This is a genomic window from Frigoribacterium sp. CFBP 13707, assembly GCF_014842245.1.
Classification (GTDB): Bacteria; Actinomycetota; Actinomycetes; order Actinomycetales; family Microbacteriaceae; genus Frigoribacterium; species Frigoribacterium endophyticum.
Map to the genome: position 1 here is coordinate 397069 of NZ_JACYVL010000001.1, position 15542 is coordinate 412610.

Below are 15542 nucleotides of genomic sequence, written 5' to 3' on the forward strand. Positions count from 1 at the left end.
TGCGCTACCGCAGCGGGATGTGCCCGCCCAGTGCGTCGTCGACCTGCTCGACGGCGCCCTCGCGGGCGGCGTCGTCGGCCTCGGAGGCGCCGTGGGCGTCGACGGGGGCGGGGTCGTCGCCGTGCACGGCGGCCGCGTCGGTGCGGTCGTCGAGGTCGCGGTCGGCGGGGTCGGTGCTGCCGGTGATCGGGTCGGTGCTCATGGCGGTCCTCTCGCTGTCGGTGGTGGCGGGGCCGGGGCCGCGCCGTCCTCGTCACGGTACCCGCGCCTCCCGCACGGCCCCCAGCGACGCCGGGCGGCCCCGGACCCTGTGGGCCCTCCGCACCCCGACACGGTATGAACGAGGAGGCGCACCGCGCGCCCTCGAGACCCTCCCCAGGAAGTGCAGACGATGTCGTCACCCGCCCCCTCCCCCGCCCCCCTCCGCGTCGCCGTCACCGGCGGCAGCGGCAAGCTCGGCCGCGCGGTCGTCCGAGACCTCGCCGAGCACGGCTGGGAGGTCGTGCTGCTCGACCGCGTCCCGAGCCCCGACCCGGTGCCCGGCGTCACCTTCGTGCAGGTCGACCTCTCCGACTACGGGCAGGTCGTGCAGGCGCTCACGCACGTCGACGACCGCTACGACTCGATCGACGCCGTGGTGCACCTCGGCGCGATCCCCGCCCCGGGGCTCGTGCCGAACGCGACGCTCTTCACGAACAACGTGACCGGCAGCTACAACGTCTTCGCCGCCGCCCGCGCCGCGCACATCCGCAACGTCGTCTGGGCCTCGAGCGAGACCCTGCTCGGCATCCCCTTCGACCTCGACCCGCCCTACCTGCCCCTCGACGAGGAGTACGCCGTGCGCCCCGAGTCGTCGTACTCGCTCGGCAAGGCCCTCGACGAGGAGATGGCCCGGCACTTCACCCGCTGGGACCGCCAGCTGAAGATGATCGGCCTGCGCTTCTCGAACGTCATGGACGACGGCGACTACGAGGACTTCCCGTGGGACGAGACGCCCGAGGCGAAGACCTTCAACCTGTTCTCCTACATCGACGCCCGCGACGGCGCCCAGGCCGTCCGCCGCGCGCTCGAGAGCGACCTGGTCGGCTACGAGGCGTTCATCATCGCCGCGACCGACACGGTCATGAACACCCCCACGGCCGTGCTGGCCGACCGGTTCTGGCCCCAGGTGGAGCGCCGCGCGGCCGTCGAGGGCACCGACTCTCTGCTCAGCAGCGACAAGGCCCGCGACCTGCTCGGCTTCGTGCCGGAGTACAGCTGGCGCACCTGGGGCGACCGGGTCGGCAAGCAGGACTGACCTCGGCGGCGGCGGCCGCGGCGGCGGCCGCGGAGCGCGTGGCACGACGGGCGAGTCCGACCCGACCGGGCGTCCGTCGACGCCCGGGTCGGTCGGACCCGCCCGTCGTCCGTCTCAGGGCCGCAGCATCCCCGTCGTCACGAGCTCCCGCACCTGCGGCAGCAGCTCGGCGGTCAGCGCGGACTCGTCGGCCTCCAGCAGGTGCGCGAGCGCCCCGACGATCGCGCCGACGCTGAGCTCGCCGTCGCAGGCGCCCACCAGGGCCGAGAGCGCGGTGCCCGAGTCGACCCGCCGGGCGAAGCCGCCGCCCTGCACGAGGGTGATCACGGTGGGGTCGTCGTTGCCGGGCCAGTAGTGGCGCTCCTCCGTGACGTCGCCGGCGACCGTCAGTCGGGTCACGAGCAGCGCCGCGTCGTCGAGGCCGCGCAGCACGTCGACGGCGTCGAGCGTGGCCGCCAGGTGCGCGCCGAGCCCGACGTCGTTCGAGCCGAGGCCCCCGAGGAGGCGCTCGGTGCGCACCAGGGGCACCGCGCCTCCGCCCGTGGGTCGCCGGAGCGTCACGTAGCCGAAGCCGACCTCGACGACGCCCCGGGCCTCGAAGTCGCCGAGCCAGGCCTCGTAGAGGCGCTCGAAGTCGTCGGTGCCCGGGCGGGTGCCCCCGTCGCGGATCCAGGTCTCGGCGTAGGCCGCAGGATCTTGCACCTCGCGCTCGACGACCCAGACGTCGAGGGGCACGTCGCCGCGCGAGGCCCAGTCGGCCACCGAGTACGCCCCCCGCTTGCCGGCCGCGGCGCCCGCGCCTCCGGTCTCCCAGTTGCCGAGCAGCTGCGCGACGCCGCCGGGGGCGAGGTGGGCCCCGACCTGCGCCACGACGGAGGCGACCAGGTCGTCGCCGACCATGCCGCCGTCGCGGTACTCGTACTCGGGCACGCCCGGGGTCCGGGGCGTGATGACGAAGGGCGGGTTCGAGACGACGTGGTCGAACGTCTCGCCGGCCACGGGCTCGAACAGGCTGCCGAGACGGAACTCGATGCCGTCGACGAGGTTGAGCGCGGCGTTGAAGGCCGCGAACTCGAGGGCCCGCCGCGAGATGTCGGTGGCGACCACGTGGCGCGCGTGGCGGGCGACGTGCAGGGCCTGGATGCCGCAGCCGGTACCGAGGTCGAGCGCGCGGTCGACGGTGCCGGGCGTCATCAGGCCCGCGAGCGTGGCCGAGGCGCCGCCGACCCCGAGGACGTGGTCCTCGCGGAGGGCGCCGCCGTGGGCGAGCTCGCCGAGGTCGGAGGTGATCCACCAGGAGGCCTCGCCGGCCGCGTCGACGAAGGCGTAGGGGCGCAGGTCGACGAGGGCGGCCACCTCGCCGCCGGGCCGGCGCTCGACGAGCCCGAGGGCCTCGGCGCCGTCCACGCCGAGCGTCGGCAGCGCCTCCGCCAGGTCGTCCGCCGGCTGTGGCACGCCCAGCACGAAGGCCAGCGCGAGGGTCGCGGCCGGCCGGAGCGACGGGTCGCGGTCGACGCTGCGGAGCAGGGCACGGCGAGCGGCCACCCGCTCGCCGCGGAACAGGGCCGCGCCGGCGGCGGCGCCCCAGGCGTCGGCGCTGCCGAGCCGGTCGACGGTGAAGTCGGCCGACGAGAGGTCGGAACGCAGGCGGGCGAGGAGGTCGGCGTCGGTGGAGAGGAACGGCACCCGACCATCTTGCCCCGCGGCGGCCGCGGCCCGGGACAGGGCCGCCGCCCGGCCCGGGAGCGGCGCCGGTGCTTCGGCGCACGCCGCGGGGGCCGCGGGGGCCGCGGCGGCCGCCGCCTCAGCGGGAGCAGGCCCCGTTCGTGAGCCCGGCCGCGGCGCGCGTGCCGGCCGCGCGGCAGGCGACGACGGTGCCGACCGCGCCCTTCTGCACCCAGACCTCGTAGCCGGGCACGCCGCCGAGCACCGTGTTGTCGCGGAAGGCGTTGCCGCGCCCCCAGCCCGAGATGACGTGCACCTGGAAGGCGTCGAGCTTCGTGCCCGTGCCGGAGTTGGCGGTGACGAGGTAGCCGTCGCCCTTGACGTCGACCCACGAGTCGGCCGAGTTCTCGCCCGACCGGCCCGCGTCGCGGAAGACGTTGCCGCTGACGACGCCGCCCGTGGTGCCCTCCTTGAGGTCGATGCCCTCCGCCGCCGTGTCGGAGATGGTGTTGCCGATGATCTGCGCGCGGTCGGAGCGGTCGGGGGTCGACGACGAGCCCATGACGCTGCCCCAGTTGCTGACGGCGCTGCCGACGTAGATGCCCTCGCCGAAGCCCGCCTTGCGGAGCCCGGTGTCGTGCACCGACGAGCCCCGGACGGTCACGTCGACGCTGTTCGTGCGGAGGTGGACGCCCTCGTCGCCGATGCGGCCGACGTCGACGCCCTCGACGACGGTGCCGCTCGAGCCGTCGAGCACGATGCCCTTCTGGGCGGTCTGTACGGTCAGGCCCGAGACGATCCACCGGTCGCCGGTCACGTGCAGGCCGTAGCCCTTCGAGACGCTGCCGGTGGTCAGCACGGCGGCCCGGGAGCCGGTGAGGCGGATCGGCTGGCTGGCCGTGCCGTCGGCCGCGGCCCGGAAGGTGCCGGTGTACGTGCCGTCACGGAGCGCGATCGTCTGGCCCGGCCGCGCCGCCGCCAGCGCCGCGGTGAGGCCCACCGAGGTCGACACCGTCACCGTCGTCGCTGCCGGCGTCGCCACGGGCGACGTCGAGGACGCGGGAGGCGCGGGCGAGGCCACCGGGGCCGGCGCGGGGGTCGGGGCGGGGACCGGCGCGGGGGCCGGTGTCGGCGCGGGAGCAGGTGCAGGTGCAGGTGCAGGTGCAGGTGCAGGCGACGGCGCAGGTGCAGGTGCCGCCACCGGCGCGGCGACGGCCGCCGCCCGCACCGTGAACGGCACCTCGACGGCCTGGCGTCCGCCGACCGCGGCGTCCTCCCAGCGCACGTCGAGCTCGTGGGCGCCCGGGGCGACGGCGATCGGGAAGGCGTAGGGCGCGACCTTGTCCTGGCCGAGGTAGCTCCCGTCGACCTTCACCTTGACGACGGAGCCGGCCGGGGCGTCGACCCCGAGCGTGAAGGCCCCGGTGGTCAGCGTGGCTCCCGCGAGCGGCACGCCGTCGGCGGTCGCGACGGACGTCGAGGCCGCGTGCGCCGCCTCGGGCACGGTGACCGTCGCGGCCACGGTCAGCAGCACGGCGGCGCCCGCCACGGTGCTCGTCACGGCCAGTCTCCTGGTGGTGGTCGTTCGTCCCATCATCGTCTCCCCGGTGTCGGTGGTGGTGGCCGACGGCACGCGCGGGGAGCGCCCCCTGCGCCCGGCAGGGTGGCCGTCCGGCGGTCGTCGACGCGCCCTCGGCGCTGATCCGACCATCCCATGCGGGCCCCGGAGCGTCTCCACCCCGTTGGCGGGTCAACCGCCCGCAGAGCGCCCCCAGAGCTGGGGGGCCGCGTCGTCCGACCTCACCCACGACGACGACGTGCCGCCCGCCCCGCGAGGGGACGGACGGCACGGAGCAGGTCGCGACGGAGCGTCAGTTCGTGAAGACGGCCGCGTCGTAGTCGTAGCCCGGAGCGATCTGGTAGACGAGCTGAGCCGGGTCACTGACGGAGTAGACCTCCTGCCAGGTGGCGGACTGCCCGGCGGGCACGGTCGTGCTCGGCGAGCCCATGAGCCCCTGGGCCGAGTCGAAGACCTGGCTCGCCTCGACGCCGCCCGACGACACGCTCGAGTAGGTCTCGATCGGGTCGTAGTTCGCGCCGGTGTCGTTCTGCACGGTGACCGTGAACACGACGGCGGCGGCCTGGTCGGCGCCGGCGGCGGTCTCGCTCGGCGTGAAGGGCTGCGGGGCCGAGACGCTGACCGAGATGCCGTCGTCGTACGACCAGACGTCGCCGAAGACGGCGTTCTCGCTGGCCGCCTCCTCCGAGGCGTCGTCGGTCGACCCGGTGGGCTCCGTGACGCCGGGGTCGCTCGAGCCGCCCGTCTCGCCGGAGCTCTCGTCGATCGAGTCGCGGACGCTGCCGGCGGCCACGAGGCCGACGACGAGCACCGCGACGGAGACCAGGACGGCGAGGCCCGAGAGGGCCGTGCCGATGATCGCGAGGAGGCGCGAGCCGGTCTTCTTGAGGAGCGCCACGATGCCGAGGGCGAGGCCCACGAGGCCGAGCACCCCGCCGAAGACGATGATCGAGAGCAGCAGGCCGACGCCGCCGAGCACGACGGAGGCGATGCTCAGGCCGTTGCCGCCGGCCGGCGACGACGGCTGGCCGCCGTAGGGGGCGTAGGGCTGACCCGGCTGACCCGGCTGGCCCGCCTGGCCGTAGTGAGCCTGGGGAGCGCCGTACGCGCCCGGGGGCGTGGTCTGCGGGGCTCCGTAGGCCGGCTGCGGTGCCGAGCCGGGGGCGCCGTCGCCGACGGGGGCCTGCTGGCCCGCGCCGGGGTAGGCGCCGTAGCTCGGGGGCTGCGGCACCGAGGGGGGCCCAGCGGCGGCGGGGTCGTACGGGTCGGACGGCTTCTGCGGATCGCTCATCCCACAGAGTATGCCGTGCACCAGACCGCTCCGTCTGCCCAGCTCCCCCCGGGCCCCCCTTCTGGGGCCACGAGCTCCCGCTCCACCCTCGCCGGGCAACACCGCGAAGCGCCCCGCCCCCTGCCCAGCCCGTCCCCACCCGCCAGGAAGGCCGCACAGCAGCCCCGCCACCCGTCCACCACGTAGTGCACCCGCCAGGAAGGCCGCGAAGCGGCCCTTCAGTTGTTCTGACAAGAGGAACGGAATGCAGAAAGGCCCGCCAGAGGCGGGCCTTTCTGCATTCCGTGGAGCTAAGGGGATTCGAACCCCTGACCTTCTCATTGCGAACGAGACGCGCTACCAACTGCGCCATAGCCCCGGAAACTGCTCTGCAACGATAGCACCACCGTGGCGTGGTCCGTGAATCGGGCGGAGCGGCGGCGCGTCAGACGGCGCGGCGGCGCTGCAGGGCCTCGTCGACGCGGAAGGTCGACTCGCCGAGGTCGTCGATGATGCCCATGCGGGCGAAGCGGCTCGGGGCCGTCGGGGTCGGTGCGGGTGAGGGGGCGGCGGCCTCCGCGGCTCGGGCGTCGGCGACGGCGCGGCGGGCGCGCTCGGCGCGGGCGGCGGCGGCCGACCCCGCGTCGGTCGTGCGGGCGGCGCTGAGGGCGCCCTCGGCCCGGGCTGCCTCGCGGAGGGCGTCGTGCTGGGCGCGCTGGGCGTCGCGCAGGGCGCGGACGGACCGCTCCGACTCGGAGCGCAGCTCCGCGGCCGGGCTGGCGGCGGCGGGCGCGGCCGGGGCAGCGGCGGGCCGCTGGCGCCCCCGGCGCAGGTACAGCGGCGCCGGCACGGCCACGGGCGTCCACGACCGCGAGGCGGGCGCGGCGTCCTCCGCGGGCGCCGACGTGAATCCGTCGGAGAAGTCGCGCAGCGGCTGCGCCTCGCCGGCGGGCGCGACGACCCGCTGACGACGGGCACGTGCGCGGGAGACGGCGGCGAGCTGCGAGAGCACGGCGACCGAGCCGGCCCCGAAGACGAGGCCCGCGACGGCGAGCAGCCAGGCGCTCGCGAACGAGGCGACGCCCACGACGACGGCCAGGCCCGACGCCACGAGCACGAGGGTCGAGACGAGCCGTGAGCGGCGCAGGCGACGCGCGGCGAGGGCAGGGTCGTGGTCGGCGGCCCGCAGCACCGGGGCGGCCGCGGCGAGCTCCCGGGTCAGCGCGCGCTGGCGGGCGGCCTCGTGGGCGCGGCGCAGCGCCTCCCGCTTGCCCTCCTCCTGGCGGAGGATGCGCTGCGCGTCGGCGACGGACCGGGCGTTCGCCTCGATGCGCACCTCCTCGGGCAGCTCGGCCGTCTGGGCGAGGATCCGCAGGGTCTGCTGGAGGCGCACGGCGTTGCGCTCGGTGGCGAGGTACTCCTGGCGCCGGTGCCAGGTGGGCACGAGGTAGACGAGCCAGAGCACGGCGACGAGCGCCAGCACGACGCCACCGCCCCACGACTCGAGTCCCATGGTCACGAGGGTATGAGCGACGACGCGCCGCGGGGGCGCACCGCGCAGGTGTGTCGGTGCGGATCTGCCCCGAGGAGTCGCGGGTCGGCTACCAGGGCAGGCTGCGGGCGGACTCGGCCAGCGCCTCCGGCGGGACGCTGCCCTGCCCGGGCGGCACGAGCCCCTCCCGCCATCGGCGGAGGACGCCGCCGGGCACCTCGTCGGCCACGAGCGCGAAGCAGAAGTGGTCGCGCCACATGCCGTTGATGTGGATGTACCGGCGCCGCAGCCCCTCGTAGCGGAAGCCGAGCTTCTCGACGACGCGGAGGCTCGGGCCGTTCTCGGGGCGGATGCAGATCTCCATCCGGTGCAGGCCGAGGCTGCCGAAGCAGTGGTCGGTGGCCAGGGCGACGGCCGTCGGCGTCACGCCGTGGCCGGCGGCGGACTGGGTCACCCAGTAGCCGATGGTGGCCGAGCCGAGCGACCCGTAGGCGATGCCGCTGACGTTGAGCTGCCCGACGAAGCGCCCGTCGAGCTCGATCGCGAAGGGCAGGCCGAGGCCCGCCCGGGCGTTGATCTGCAGGGAGCGGATGCTGCCCCGCACGTCGTGACTGGTGAAGCCCGACGGGTTCGTGGCCTCCCACTGGCGCAGCCAGGAGCGGTTCTCCGAGAGCGCCGCGTCGAGGTCGCGGGTGTCACGCAGACGGAGGGGCCGGATGGTGGTCCGCCCCTCCGTCAGCGTGGGGATGGTCGTCACGCGATGGGTCTCTTTACTTCTCGAGACCCGCGGTGAACTCCTGGAGCCACGGGCGGAGCTCGCCGCCGATGTCGTCACGGTCGGAGGCGAGCTGGACGATCGCCTTGATGTAGTCGAGCTTGTCGCCGGTGTCGTAGCGGCGGCCGCGGAAGACGACGCCGTAGACGCCGCCCGTCCACTCCTCGGCGCTGGCCATCTTCATCAGCGCGTCGGTCAGCTGGATCTCGCCGCCCTTGCCCGGCTCCTGCTTCTCGAGCACGTCGAAGACCTCGGGGCGGATGACGTAGCGGCCGATGATGGCCAGGTTGCTGGGCGCCTCGCCCTGGGCGGGCTTCTCGACCAGGCCGGTGATCTTCACGACGTCGTCCTCCGCGGTCTCCTCGACCGTGGCGATGCCGTAGAGGTGGGTCTGCGACGGGTCGACCTCGAGGAGGGCGACGACGGTCGCGTTCTTCGTGCCCTGGACCTCGATCATGCGGGTCAGCAGCGGGTCGCGGGCGTCGATGATGTCGTCGCCGAGCAGCACGGCGAAGGGCTCGCGCCCGACGTGCATCTTGGCGCGGAGCACGGCGTGCCCCAGGCCGAGCGGGTCGCCCTGGCGCACGTAGTGCATGTCGGCGAGGTCGGTGCTCTGGTTGACCTTGGCGAGCTTGTCGTGGTCGCCCTTCTTGCGCAGGGTCTCCTCCAGCTCGGAGACGTGGTCGAAGTGGTTCTCGAGCGCGTTCTTGTTGCGGCCGGTGATCATCAGCACGTCGGTCAGGCCGGCCGAGACGGCCTCCTCGACGACGTACTGGATCGCCGGCTTGTCGACGACGGGGAGCATCTCCTTAGGCATGGCTTTGGTGGCGGGCAGGAACCGAGTTCCGAGGCCCGCGGCGGGAATGACTGCTTTCGAGATCGTGAAGCCCATGCCGGTCAGCGTATAGGGCGCGGCCCTCTCGCGGGGGGCACATCTGCGACCGTACGATGGGGGACATGACGGACGAGGTCGGCGACGCCAAGCGAGCCCTGCGAGCCGAGCTGCGACAGCGCCGCCGGAACCGCACCAGCGCGGAGCGCGAGGAGGCCAGCGCGGCCCTCACCCGGCACCTCGTCGACCTCGCCACGGGCCTCTCCGCCCGCTCCGTCTCGGCCTACCTCTCGGCCCCCGACGAGCCCGACACCCGCCCCTTCCTGAACTGGGCCTTCGCGCACGACGTCCGCGTGCTGTTCCCCGTCTCCCGCCCCGACGGCCTGCTCGACTGGGCCGTGGGCGACGGCGAGTCCGAGACCACCGGCCTCTTCGGCCTGCCCGAGCCGGTCGGCGAGGTGCTCAGCCCGATGGCCATCAACGACATCGACCTGATCGTCGTGCCCGCCGCCTGCATCGACCGCGAGGGCATGCGCATGGGCTGGGGCCGCGGCTACTTCGACAAGACCCTCGGATCGATGGAGAAGCGCCCCCCGGTCTATGCTGTGGTGTTCGACTCCGAGTACGTCGAGTCGGTGCCGCGCGAGCGGCACGACCAGGCCGTCGACGGCGTCGTCACCCCCTCCGGCATCCACGAGTTCTGACCCGCGCCTCCCCGCGCCGGGCCGGGCCCGGGTGCCCGCCGCCCCGTCTCCGTCGCACCGTGAGGAATCCGTGCCCACCTACTCGTACCGCTGCACCGAGTGCGGCAACGCCTTCGACGTCGTCCAGTCGTTCACCGACGACAGCCTCACCGTGTGCCCCGTCTGCTCCGGCGTGCTCCGCAAGGTGTTCAGCCCGGTCGGCGTGACCTTCAACGGCTCGGGCTTCTACCGCACCGACTCGCGCAGCTCGGGCGCGAAGGGCGGCAGCGGCAGCTCGTCCGGCTCCGCCGAGAAGACCAGCTCGACCTCGTCCTCCGACAAGAGCGGCTCGTCGTCGTCCGACAAGGGCGGGTCGTCGTCGTCCGGCTCCGGAGGCGCGTCGTCGTCGAGCGGGTCGGGCACGTCGTCGAGCGGGTCGTCGGGCTCCTCCGGGGGCTCGACCACCGCCTCCTGACCCGGGCCCGTGGTTAGGTGGTCCCCCGGGACGACCGTTCCGACCACCGACCGAAGGAGCATCCCGTGAAGGGATTCAAGGAGTTCATCCTCCGCGGCAACGTCATCGACCTCGCGGTCGCGGTCGTCATCGGCGCCGCGTTCACCGCCATCGTGACCTCGCTGGTCACGAACGTCTTCAACCCCCTGATCGGTGCGGCGTTCAACGCGTCCATGCTCGACGACGCCCTCGTCGTCTCGATCCCGACCGTCTCCGGCGACACCGCCGAGCTCCGGTTCGGCGCGGTGATCGGGGCGCTGATCAACTTCGTCGTGATCGCCGCCGTCGTGTACTTCGTGCTCGTGCTGCCGGTCAACAACCTGCTCAAGCGGACCTTCGCGAAGCAGCAGGCCTCCGAGCCGACCCCGGTCGACGTGCCGCCGACGGACGTCGAACTGCTCAGCGAGATCCGCGACCTGCTGCGCCAGACCGTGACGCCCGCGGGCGCCGGCGCGTCGCACGGCAGCCACGCGGCCCCGACCGGCTCCGTCCCGGTCGTCGGCGAGGGCAACGGGCCGCTCGGCAGCCGCTGACGCCCCTCCTCCCCCGGCGCGACGACGCCCCCGACCAGACCGGTCGGGGGCGTCGTCGCGTGCGGGCGTCACGGGGCCGTCAGCAGCCGCGCCTCAGCCCCAGTGCGGCGGCACGTCGTCGCGCAGCTGGCGGTCGTTCTCGCCCGAGGAGCGGTCCGGAGGCGCGGGGGCGGGGGTCGGATCGCTCCCGGGAACGGGGTCGGTGGTGACCCGGCGCCCGCCCCGACGCCGCACCACGAGCGGTGCCCCCGCGACCGCCTCGAGGGCGGGGCCGGCCTCGTCGGCCGGCACCGCGCCTCCGGCGGGGGCCTCGCGGTCGCTCACGGCGCTCAGCCGCGGTTGACGTGCTGGCGTGCGGGCACGCTCGGCACTTCCTGCGTGCGGGCGGAGTCGATGCCGAGCACCTCGGCCACGCGCTGCGCGACCGAGTCGGGGTCGGTGAAGAGCTGGAACGCGTGCACGCGCACGTAGTGCCAGCCGAGGCGGCGGAGCGTCTCGGGGCGGGCCCGCAACGACTCGCGGAGGCTGGTGCGCGACAGGGTGGTGTCGGTCTCGATCGTCACGCAGACGCCGTCGTGCGCGGCGACGAGGCCGAGCTTGCCGCGGTGGCCGAGGGCGACGGGGATGCCGCGCGCCTCGAGGCGGCGGGCGAGGTCGACGAGCATCGGGTCGGAGTCGTCGGGCACGTGCTCGGCGGCGGTGCGCGCCTGCACCTCGGTGAGGATCTCGGAGAGCGCGATCGTGCCGTGGCCCATCCGTCCGCCGTCGATGTCGGCGGGCTGGAAGCAGGTCACGATGACCATCGAGCGTCGGGCACGGGTCATCGCGACGGCGAGCAGCCGCTCGCCGCCGGGCTGGCCGAGCGGCCCGAAGTCGCTGAGCACGCGGCCGTGCGGGGTGCGCCCGTAGCCGATCGAGAAGACGACGTGGTCGCGGCTCTGCGCGACGGCCTGCTCGAGCGTCGCCACCATGAACGGCTCGCTCCGGTCGCCGACGACGAACTCCGTGAGGTCCTTGTGGCCCGACACGGCGGTGAGCACGGCCTGCTGCACGCGCACGGCGTGCTTGGCGCTGGCCGTGATGACCATCAGCGACTCGGAGGGGCGCGTGCGCGCGTGCTCGAGCACGAGCGAGACGACCCGGTCGACCTCGGCGTCGACGCTCTCGACCGCGCCCGACTCGGGGTCGGGCACCGCGGTGCCGCCCGAGACGTAGTCGAGCGCGATGCTGCCGTGCCCGAGGAAGCTGCCGGCCCACGGCAGCGACTCGATGCGGCCGCCGTAGAACCGGCGGTTGACGAGCTCGGCGAGGTCTTCTCCGCCGGCCCGGTAGCTGCGGGTCAGCGACAGCGTCGGCAGCAGGGTCGACAGCCGCGCGAGGGCGCTGTCGGCGTGCAGGGCGTCGAGCTCGGAGTCGTCGTGGCGGGGCGGCTGCTTGCCCGGGGTCACGGCGACGTCGAACTCGGAGGGGGTCTGCGTGACCGGGTCGCCGAAGGCGACGGTCTGCTTGCCGCGGCGGATCGCGCCGACGTTCTCGGCGATGGTCGTGGCGCCCGCGTCGACCAGCACGACGGTGTCGAAGGGCACCGTGTCGGCGATCGTGTGCACCTCGTAGGGCGAGGCGAGCCACACCGGCGCGACGGCGCGCGACAGGTGCGGCGCCGCGTCGTGCAGCAGGCGCGCGGTGACGTGCCGCTGGCGCAGCAGCATCTTCAGCGCCGAGGCCTCCTCGGGCCAGTCGACGAGGCCGATCTTCCAGTTCTCGGCGAGCTGCCACCCGAGCAGCTGGGCGCTGCCGGCGGCGTGCGCCTCGTCGACGAGGCGGAAGTCGGCCTCGAGGCGGTCGAGCATCGCCGTGTTCGCGCCGAGCAGGGCCCGGTCGGCCTCGAGCAGCGACTCGAGCGCCGAGCGCCACCAGGCGAGCTCGAGCTCGGCGGCGACCTGCTGCTCGGGCACGTGGCGCTCGGCGAGGTCGGTGATGAGCGGCGTGAGCTCGAGGTCGCGGAGCGTCGTCATCAGCTCGGTGCGCTCCTGCAGGTTCTGCAGCACGTCGCTCTCGGCGGCCAGGGCCTCGAGGCGCTGACGCAGCTCGACGACGCCGATCTGGGTCAGGCCCTCGTCGCCGGCGAGGCCGAGCGGACCGTCGAGGCGCTCGAGGTCGTGCGAGACCTGCTGGTGCAGCACGTGCGCGTCGGCGATGCCGGTCGGCACCTCGGGCGGCGTGCCCGCGGCGACGTAGCGCTGCCACATGATGCGCTGCTGCTGGATGCGCTGCAGGGCGCTGTGCAGGTCGGCGATGTGCACGCCGGGCCGCACGTACTCCTTCGCGAGCTTCTTGAGGCGGCGGCGGTTGGCGCTCGACATGTCGGGCGCGTCGCGCTTCGGCGCCGTCGCCGCGACGAGCTCGGCCACCGAGCGGTCGAAGACCACGGGCAGGAACTTGTCGAGGGTGTCGCGGATCTCCGTGAGGAGGCGCAGGTAGACGCCCAGCTCCGCGACCGACTCGTAGGGGCGCATCCGCGTGCTGCCGATGACCTCGTCGGCGCGCTCGAGCAGCCGGGGCAGGTCGCGGTGGTGCAGCGACTTCGCCAGCTGGTGCGCGTCGCCGGCCCCGAAGGAGTCGGTGAACCGGGAGCCGTACCAGGGCGAGTCGCCGGGGCCGTAGCGGAACTCGCCGAGGTTGGCGGCGTTGACCATGGTCTCGGCGACCCGGCGACGGCCCTCGACCATCGCCTCGACGCTGCGGCGGCTGAGGCGGGCGGTCGTGGCCGGGGCGGCGGGCAGGAGGGCGAGGCGGCTGAGCTCGGTGAGGCAGTCGAGCACCGAGACGCGGAGCTCGGGGTCGCGGCGGCTCAGCGCGCCGCGGTAGTCGACCAGGACCTTCCGCAGCCGCACGAGGGCGTCGTCGACCTCGCCCATCTGCGGGTGGGTGGCCTTCTCGTCCCGGGCGATGGCGCGGATGACGTCACGCCGCAGGGTCGTCGGCGCGACCGCGACGCCCGGCAGCCCGATGTCGGCGAGGCGGGCGGTGATGCCGCGGAGCGTCGCCCGGCGGGGGCTGACGACCAGCACGCGCTTGTTCTGCGAGACGAGCCGGCCGACGGCGTTGACGATGGTCTGGGTGCCGCCGGTGCCGGGCAGCGTCTTGACGACGACCGAGTTGCCGGCCGCGATCTGCGCGACGACGTTCTCCTGCTCGGGGTCGGCGTCGAGCAGCAGGGTGTCGGTCTCGGGGCTGCGCTCGTCCTGCGGCGTCGCGGTCGTCGGGCGGTACGCCTCCTCGACCTGGCGGAGCGCCATCGGGTTGCCGGCGAGGGCGTCGAGCACCGGGTGGTCGAGCTGGCGGGCGTCGAGGGCCATCTCGGTCGAGACCTCGGCGAAGGTCGAGACCACGAGCCGGGGCTGCACGGTGAACCAGTCGAGGTGGGCGGTGAGGCCGCGGAGGCGGTCGATCACGGGGTTCGGCGTGAACGACCCGTCGCGGCCGGCCAGCGCCACGAAGGCGTCGGCGTCGAGCGAGATGTCGAACTGGTCGTGCAGGGCGTCGGCGAGCGCGGGGTTCAGCACGGGCTCGCCGAGCAGGCGGACCTCGAAGTCACGGCCGTGACGGCGGATCGCCAGCGGGCGGAGCAGGACGGGGGCCCGGAAGTCCTCGCCGGCGAACGACCAGGCGGCCATGCCGATGGCGAGGTGGACGGCGTCGATGCCGCGGACCGTCGCGAGCTCGAGCCCCTTCGCCGCGATCTCGCCCGCGGCGACGCGCGCCGTGCGCAGGGCGAGGTCGTCGCGGATGAGGCTCGAGAGCAGGGTGGTCTTGCCGGTGATGAACTGCGCGAGGCCGCCGGGGTGCGTCGTGCTGAGCTCGATGCGCGCCCGCTGCTCGTCGCCGAAGTGCAGGAGCGTCGACGATCCGCCGACGCTCGAGAGCGTCCGCCGCCAGCCCTCGCGGATCGGCTCCGCGGCGTTGCCGACCTCGAGGCCCGGCCTGCCGAGGCTCAGGGCGCCGGGGGCCACGACCCCGGGCGCACTCGTCGGGGCGACGACAGGACTGGTCCCGTCGTCGCCGTCGTCATGCTGTCTGTCGGGTCGCCACACACGGCCACCTTAAGCTGCTTTGCCCGACATGTCGGGGAGGACGGGCGGACGGTCAGGCACCCCGCCCCCCGTCGAGGGCACGGCGAGCGACACCCGTCCGGCAGCTCGACGACATCGCGCAGCACGCTCGTCGTGCTGCGCGACACCCGCAGTACATGACGATGCTTCGCGCATCATGCTCGACAACATGCGTTCGCGGTACATCCCGCACCGCCCTGTGGACAACTCGGTGACGATCTACATGGATGCAGTACCGTCTACACATCACCGGCTCCCGCGCACGGTGACGAAGACACCATCATCACGACATCGCACACAGGAGCCCCCATGCCCTTCGAGCAGAAGTACACCGACGAGACCCGCGAGAAGTCGCTCGCCCGAGTGCTGGAGCGGCGCGAGGCCGAGCCGGGCAACCGCTCGATCATCCGCGAGACGGCCGAGGAGTTCGAGGTCGGCGAGCAGTCGCTGCGCGGCTGGATCCGGGCCCACGAGAAGGCCAACGCCCCGGCGCCCGTCGAGCCCGAGGTCGCGGCGGAGGCCGCCGAGGCCGACGAGAGCCTCGAGGAGGCCGCCGCCGCCGTGGCCGCGCCCCGCCGGGGCCGCCCCCCGGGCTCGGGCAGCGCCGCGACGAGCGACCGCATCAGCGAGCTCGAGGCCGAGGTCGCGCAGCTGCGCGCCGACCGCGAGGCCCTGAAGCGCGCCATCGCCGTCATCGTCGCCGACTAGCGGCGGGTCAGCCGGCACAGCGGGTCAGCCGGCACAGCAGGTCAGCCGGCACAGCAGGTCAGCGCGGCCGCCGGGCCTCCGA

At 74.3% G+C, this 15542-nt stretch carries 14 protein-coding genes and 1 tRNA gene; 5 read left to right on the plus strand and 10 right to left on the minus strand.

Going from position 1 to position 15542, the window contains the following annotated elements; genetic code table 11:
• Positions 1-4: 4 nt before the first annotated feature.
• On the minus strand, positions 5-202 hold the full coding sequence (locus IFT45_RS01785; RefSeq protein WP_056056812.1) for a hypothetical protein: 198 nt from the start codon (positions 200-202) through the stop codon (positions 5-7).
• A 189-nt stretch (positions 203-391) separates the two neighbouring features.
• Between IFT45_RS01785 and IFT45_RS01790 the strand changes: the two genes are divergently transcribed.
• On the plus strand, positions 392-1297 hold the full coding sequence (locus tag IFT45_RS01790; protein WP_185233510.1) for an NAD(P)-dependent oxidoreductase: 906 nt from the start codon (positions 392-394) through the stop codon (positions 1295-1297).
• A gap of 114 nt (positions 1298-1411) precedes the next feature.
• Here the strand turns inward: IFT45_RS01790 and IFT45_RS01795 are convergent, their stop codons facing one another.
• From IFT45_RS01795 to galU, 7 genes are all read right to left on the minus strand, one after another.
• Complete coding sequence (locus IFT45_RS01795; protein ID WP_192126374.1) at positions 1412-2983, minus strand: methyltransferase; 1572 nt, start codon at positions 2981-2983, stop codon at positions 1412-1414.
• Between the two features lie 118 nt (positions 2984-3101).
• On the minus strand, positions 3102-4523 hold the full coding sequence (locus tag IFT45_RS17610; protein ID WP_192126376.1) for a right-handed parallel beta-helix repeat-containing protein: 1422 nt from the start codon (positions 4521-4523) through the stop codon (positions 3102-3104).
• Between the two features lie 310 nt (positions 4524-4833).
• Complete coding sequence (locus tag IFT45_RS01805) at positions 4834-5832, minus strand: hypothetical protein (protein WP_192126378.1); 999 nt, start codon at positions 5830-5832, stop codon at positions 4834-4836.
• Positions 5833-6117: 285 nt separating this feature from the next.
• Positions 6118-6190: transfer RNA gene (locus tag IFT45_RS01810), tRNA-Ala, on the minus strand.
• Positions 6191-6256: 66 nt separating this feature from the next.
• Positions 6257-7324 carry a hypothetical protein gene (locus tag IFT45_RS01815; protein WP_192126380.1) on the minus strand — a complete coding sequence of 356 codons (1068 nt, stop codon included), beginning with the start codon at positions 7322-7324 and terminating at the stop codon, positions 6257-6259.
• 88 nt (positions 7325-7412) lie between these two features.
• The gene (locus IFT45_RS01820; RefSeq protein WP_056056821.1) at positions 7413-8060 is read right to left on the minus strand and encodes a GNAT family N-acetyltransferase; all 648 of its coding nucleotides are present in this window, start codon (positions 8058-8060) and stop codon (positions 7413-7415) included.
• Between the two features lie 13 nt (positions 8061-8073).
• The gene (gene galU, locus IFT45_RS01825; RefSeq protein ID WP_056056823.1) at positions 8074-8970 is read right to left on the minus strand and encodes a UTP--glucose-1-phosphate uridylyltransferase GalU; all 897 of its coding nucleotides are present in this window, start codon (positions 8968-8970) and stop codon (positions 8074-8076) included.
• 65 nt (positions 8971-9035) lie between these two features.
• Here galU and IFT45_RS01830 point away from each other — a divergent pair, with 65 nt between their 5' ends.
• The 3 genes from IFT45_RS01830 (at position 9036) to mscL (ending at position 10640) form a co-directional block, all read left to right on the plus strand.
• Positions 9036-9614, plus strand: a complete 579-nt coding sequence (locus IFT45_RS01830) for a 5-formyltetrahydrofolate cyclo-ligase (protein ID WP_192126382.1) — start codon at positions 9036-9038, stop codon at positions 9612-9614.
• A 70-nt stretch (positions 9615-9684) separates the two neighbouring features.
• Positions 9685-10068 carry an FmdB family zinc ribbon protein gene (locus IFT45_RS01835; protein WP_192126384.1) on the plus strand — a complete coding sequence of 128 codons (384 nt, stop codon included), beginning with the start codon at positions 9685-9687 and terminating at the stop codon, positions 10066-10068.
• 65 nt (positions 10069-10133) lie between these two features.
• A complete protein-coding gene (gene mscL / locus IFT45_RS01840) occupies positions 10134-10640 on the plus strand; it encodes a large conductance mechanosensitive channel protein MscL (protein WP_185233526.1) in 507 nt (168 codons plus the stop codon).
• 93 nt (positions 10641-10733) lie between these two features.
• Here mscL and IFT45_RS01845 read toward each other — a convergent pair whose 3' ends face one another.
• On the minus strand, positions 10734-10964 hold the full coding sequence (locus IFT45_RS01845) for a hypothetical protein (RefSeq protein ID WP_056056832.1): 231 nt from the start codon (positions 10962-10964) through the stop codon (positions 10734-10736).
• A gap of 5 nt (positions 10965-10969) precedes the next feature.
• Positions 10970-14734 (minus strand): AAA family ATPase, encoded by a 3765-nt coding sequence (locus tag IFT45_RS01850; protein WP_370543619.1) that lies wholly within the window; start codon positions 14732-14734, stop codon positions 10970-10972.
• 327 nt (positions 14735-15061) lie between these two features.
• Here IFT45_RS01850 and IFT45_RS01855 point away from each other — a divergent pair, with 327 nt between their 5' ends.
• Positions 15062-15460, plus strand: a complete 399-nt coding sequence (locus IFT45_RS01855) for a hypothetical protein (protein WP_167260004.1) — start codon at positions 15062-15064, stop codon at positions 15458-15460.
• Positions 15461-15542 lie beyond the last annotated feature (82 nt).

Bases quoted from the DNA above. Each gene is read 5' to 3' on its own strand.
- IFT45_RS01785 (WP_056056812.1), bottom strand. From the start codon at position 202: ATGAGCACCGACCCGATCACCGGCAGCACCGACCCCGCCGACCGCGAC.
- IFT45_RS01790 (WP_185233510.1), top strand. From the start codon at position 392: ATGTCGTCACCCGCCCCCTCCCCCGCCCCCCTCCGCGTCGCCGTCACC.
- IFT45_RS01805 (WP_192126378.1), bottom strand. From the start codon at position 5,832: ATGAGCGATCCGCAGAAGCCGTCCGACCCGTACGACCCCGCCGCCGCT.
- IFT45_RS01815 (WP_192126380.1), bottom strand. From the start codon at position 7,324: ATGGGACTCGAGTCGTGGGGCGGTGGCGTCGTGCTGGCGCTCGTCGCC.
- galU (WP_056056823.1), bottom strand. From the start codon at position 8,970: ATGGGCTTCACGATCTCGAAAGCAGTCATTCCCGCCGCGGGCCTCGGA.
- IFT45_RS01830 (WP_192126382.1), top strand. From the start codon at position 9,036: ATGACGGACGAGGTCGGCGACGCCAAGCGAGCCCTGCGAGCCGAGCTG.
- IFT45_RS01855 (WP_167260004.1), top strand. From the start codon at position 15,062: ATGCCCTTCGAGCAGAAGTACACCGACGAGACCCGCGAGAAGTCGCTC.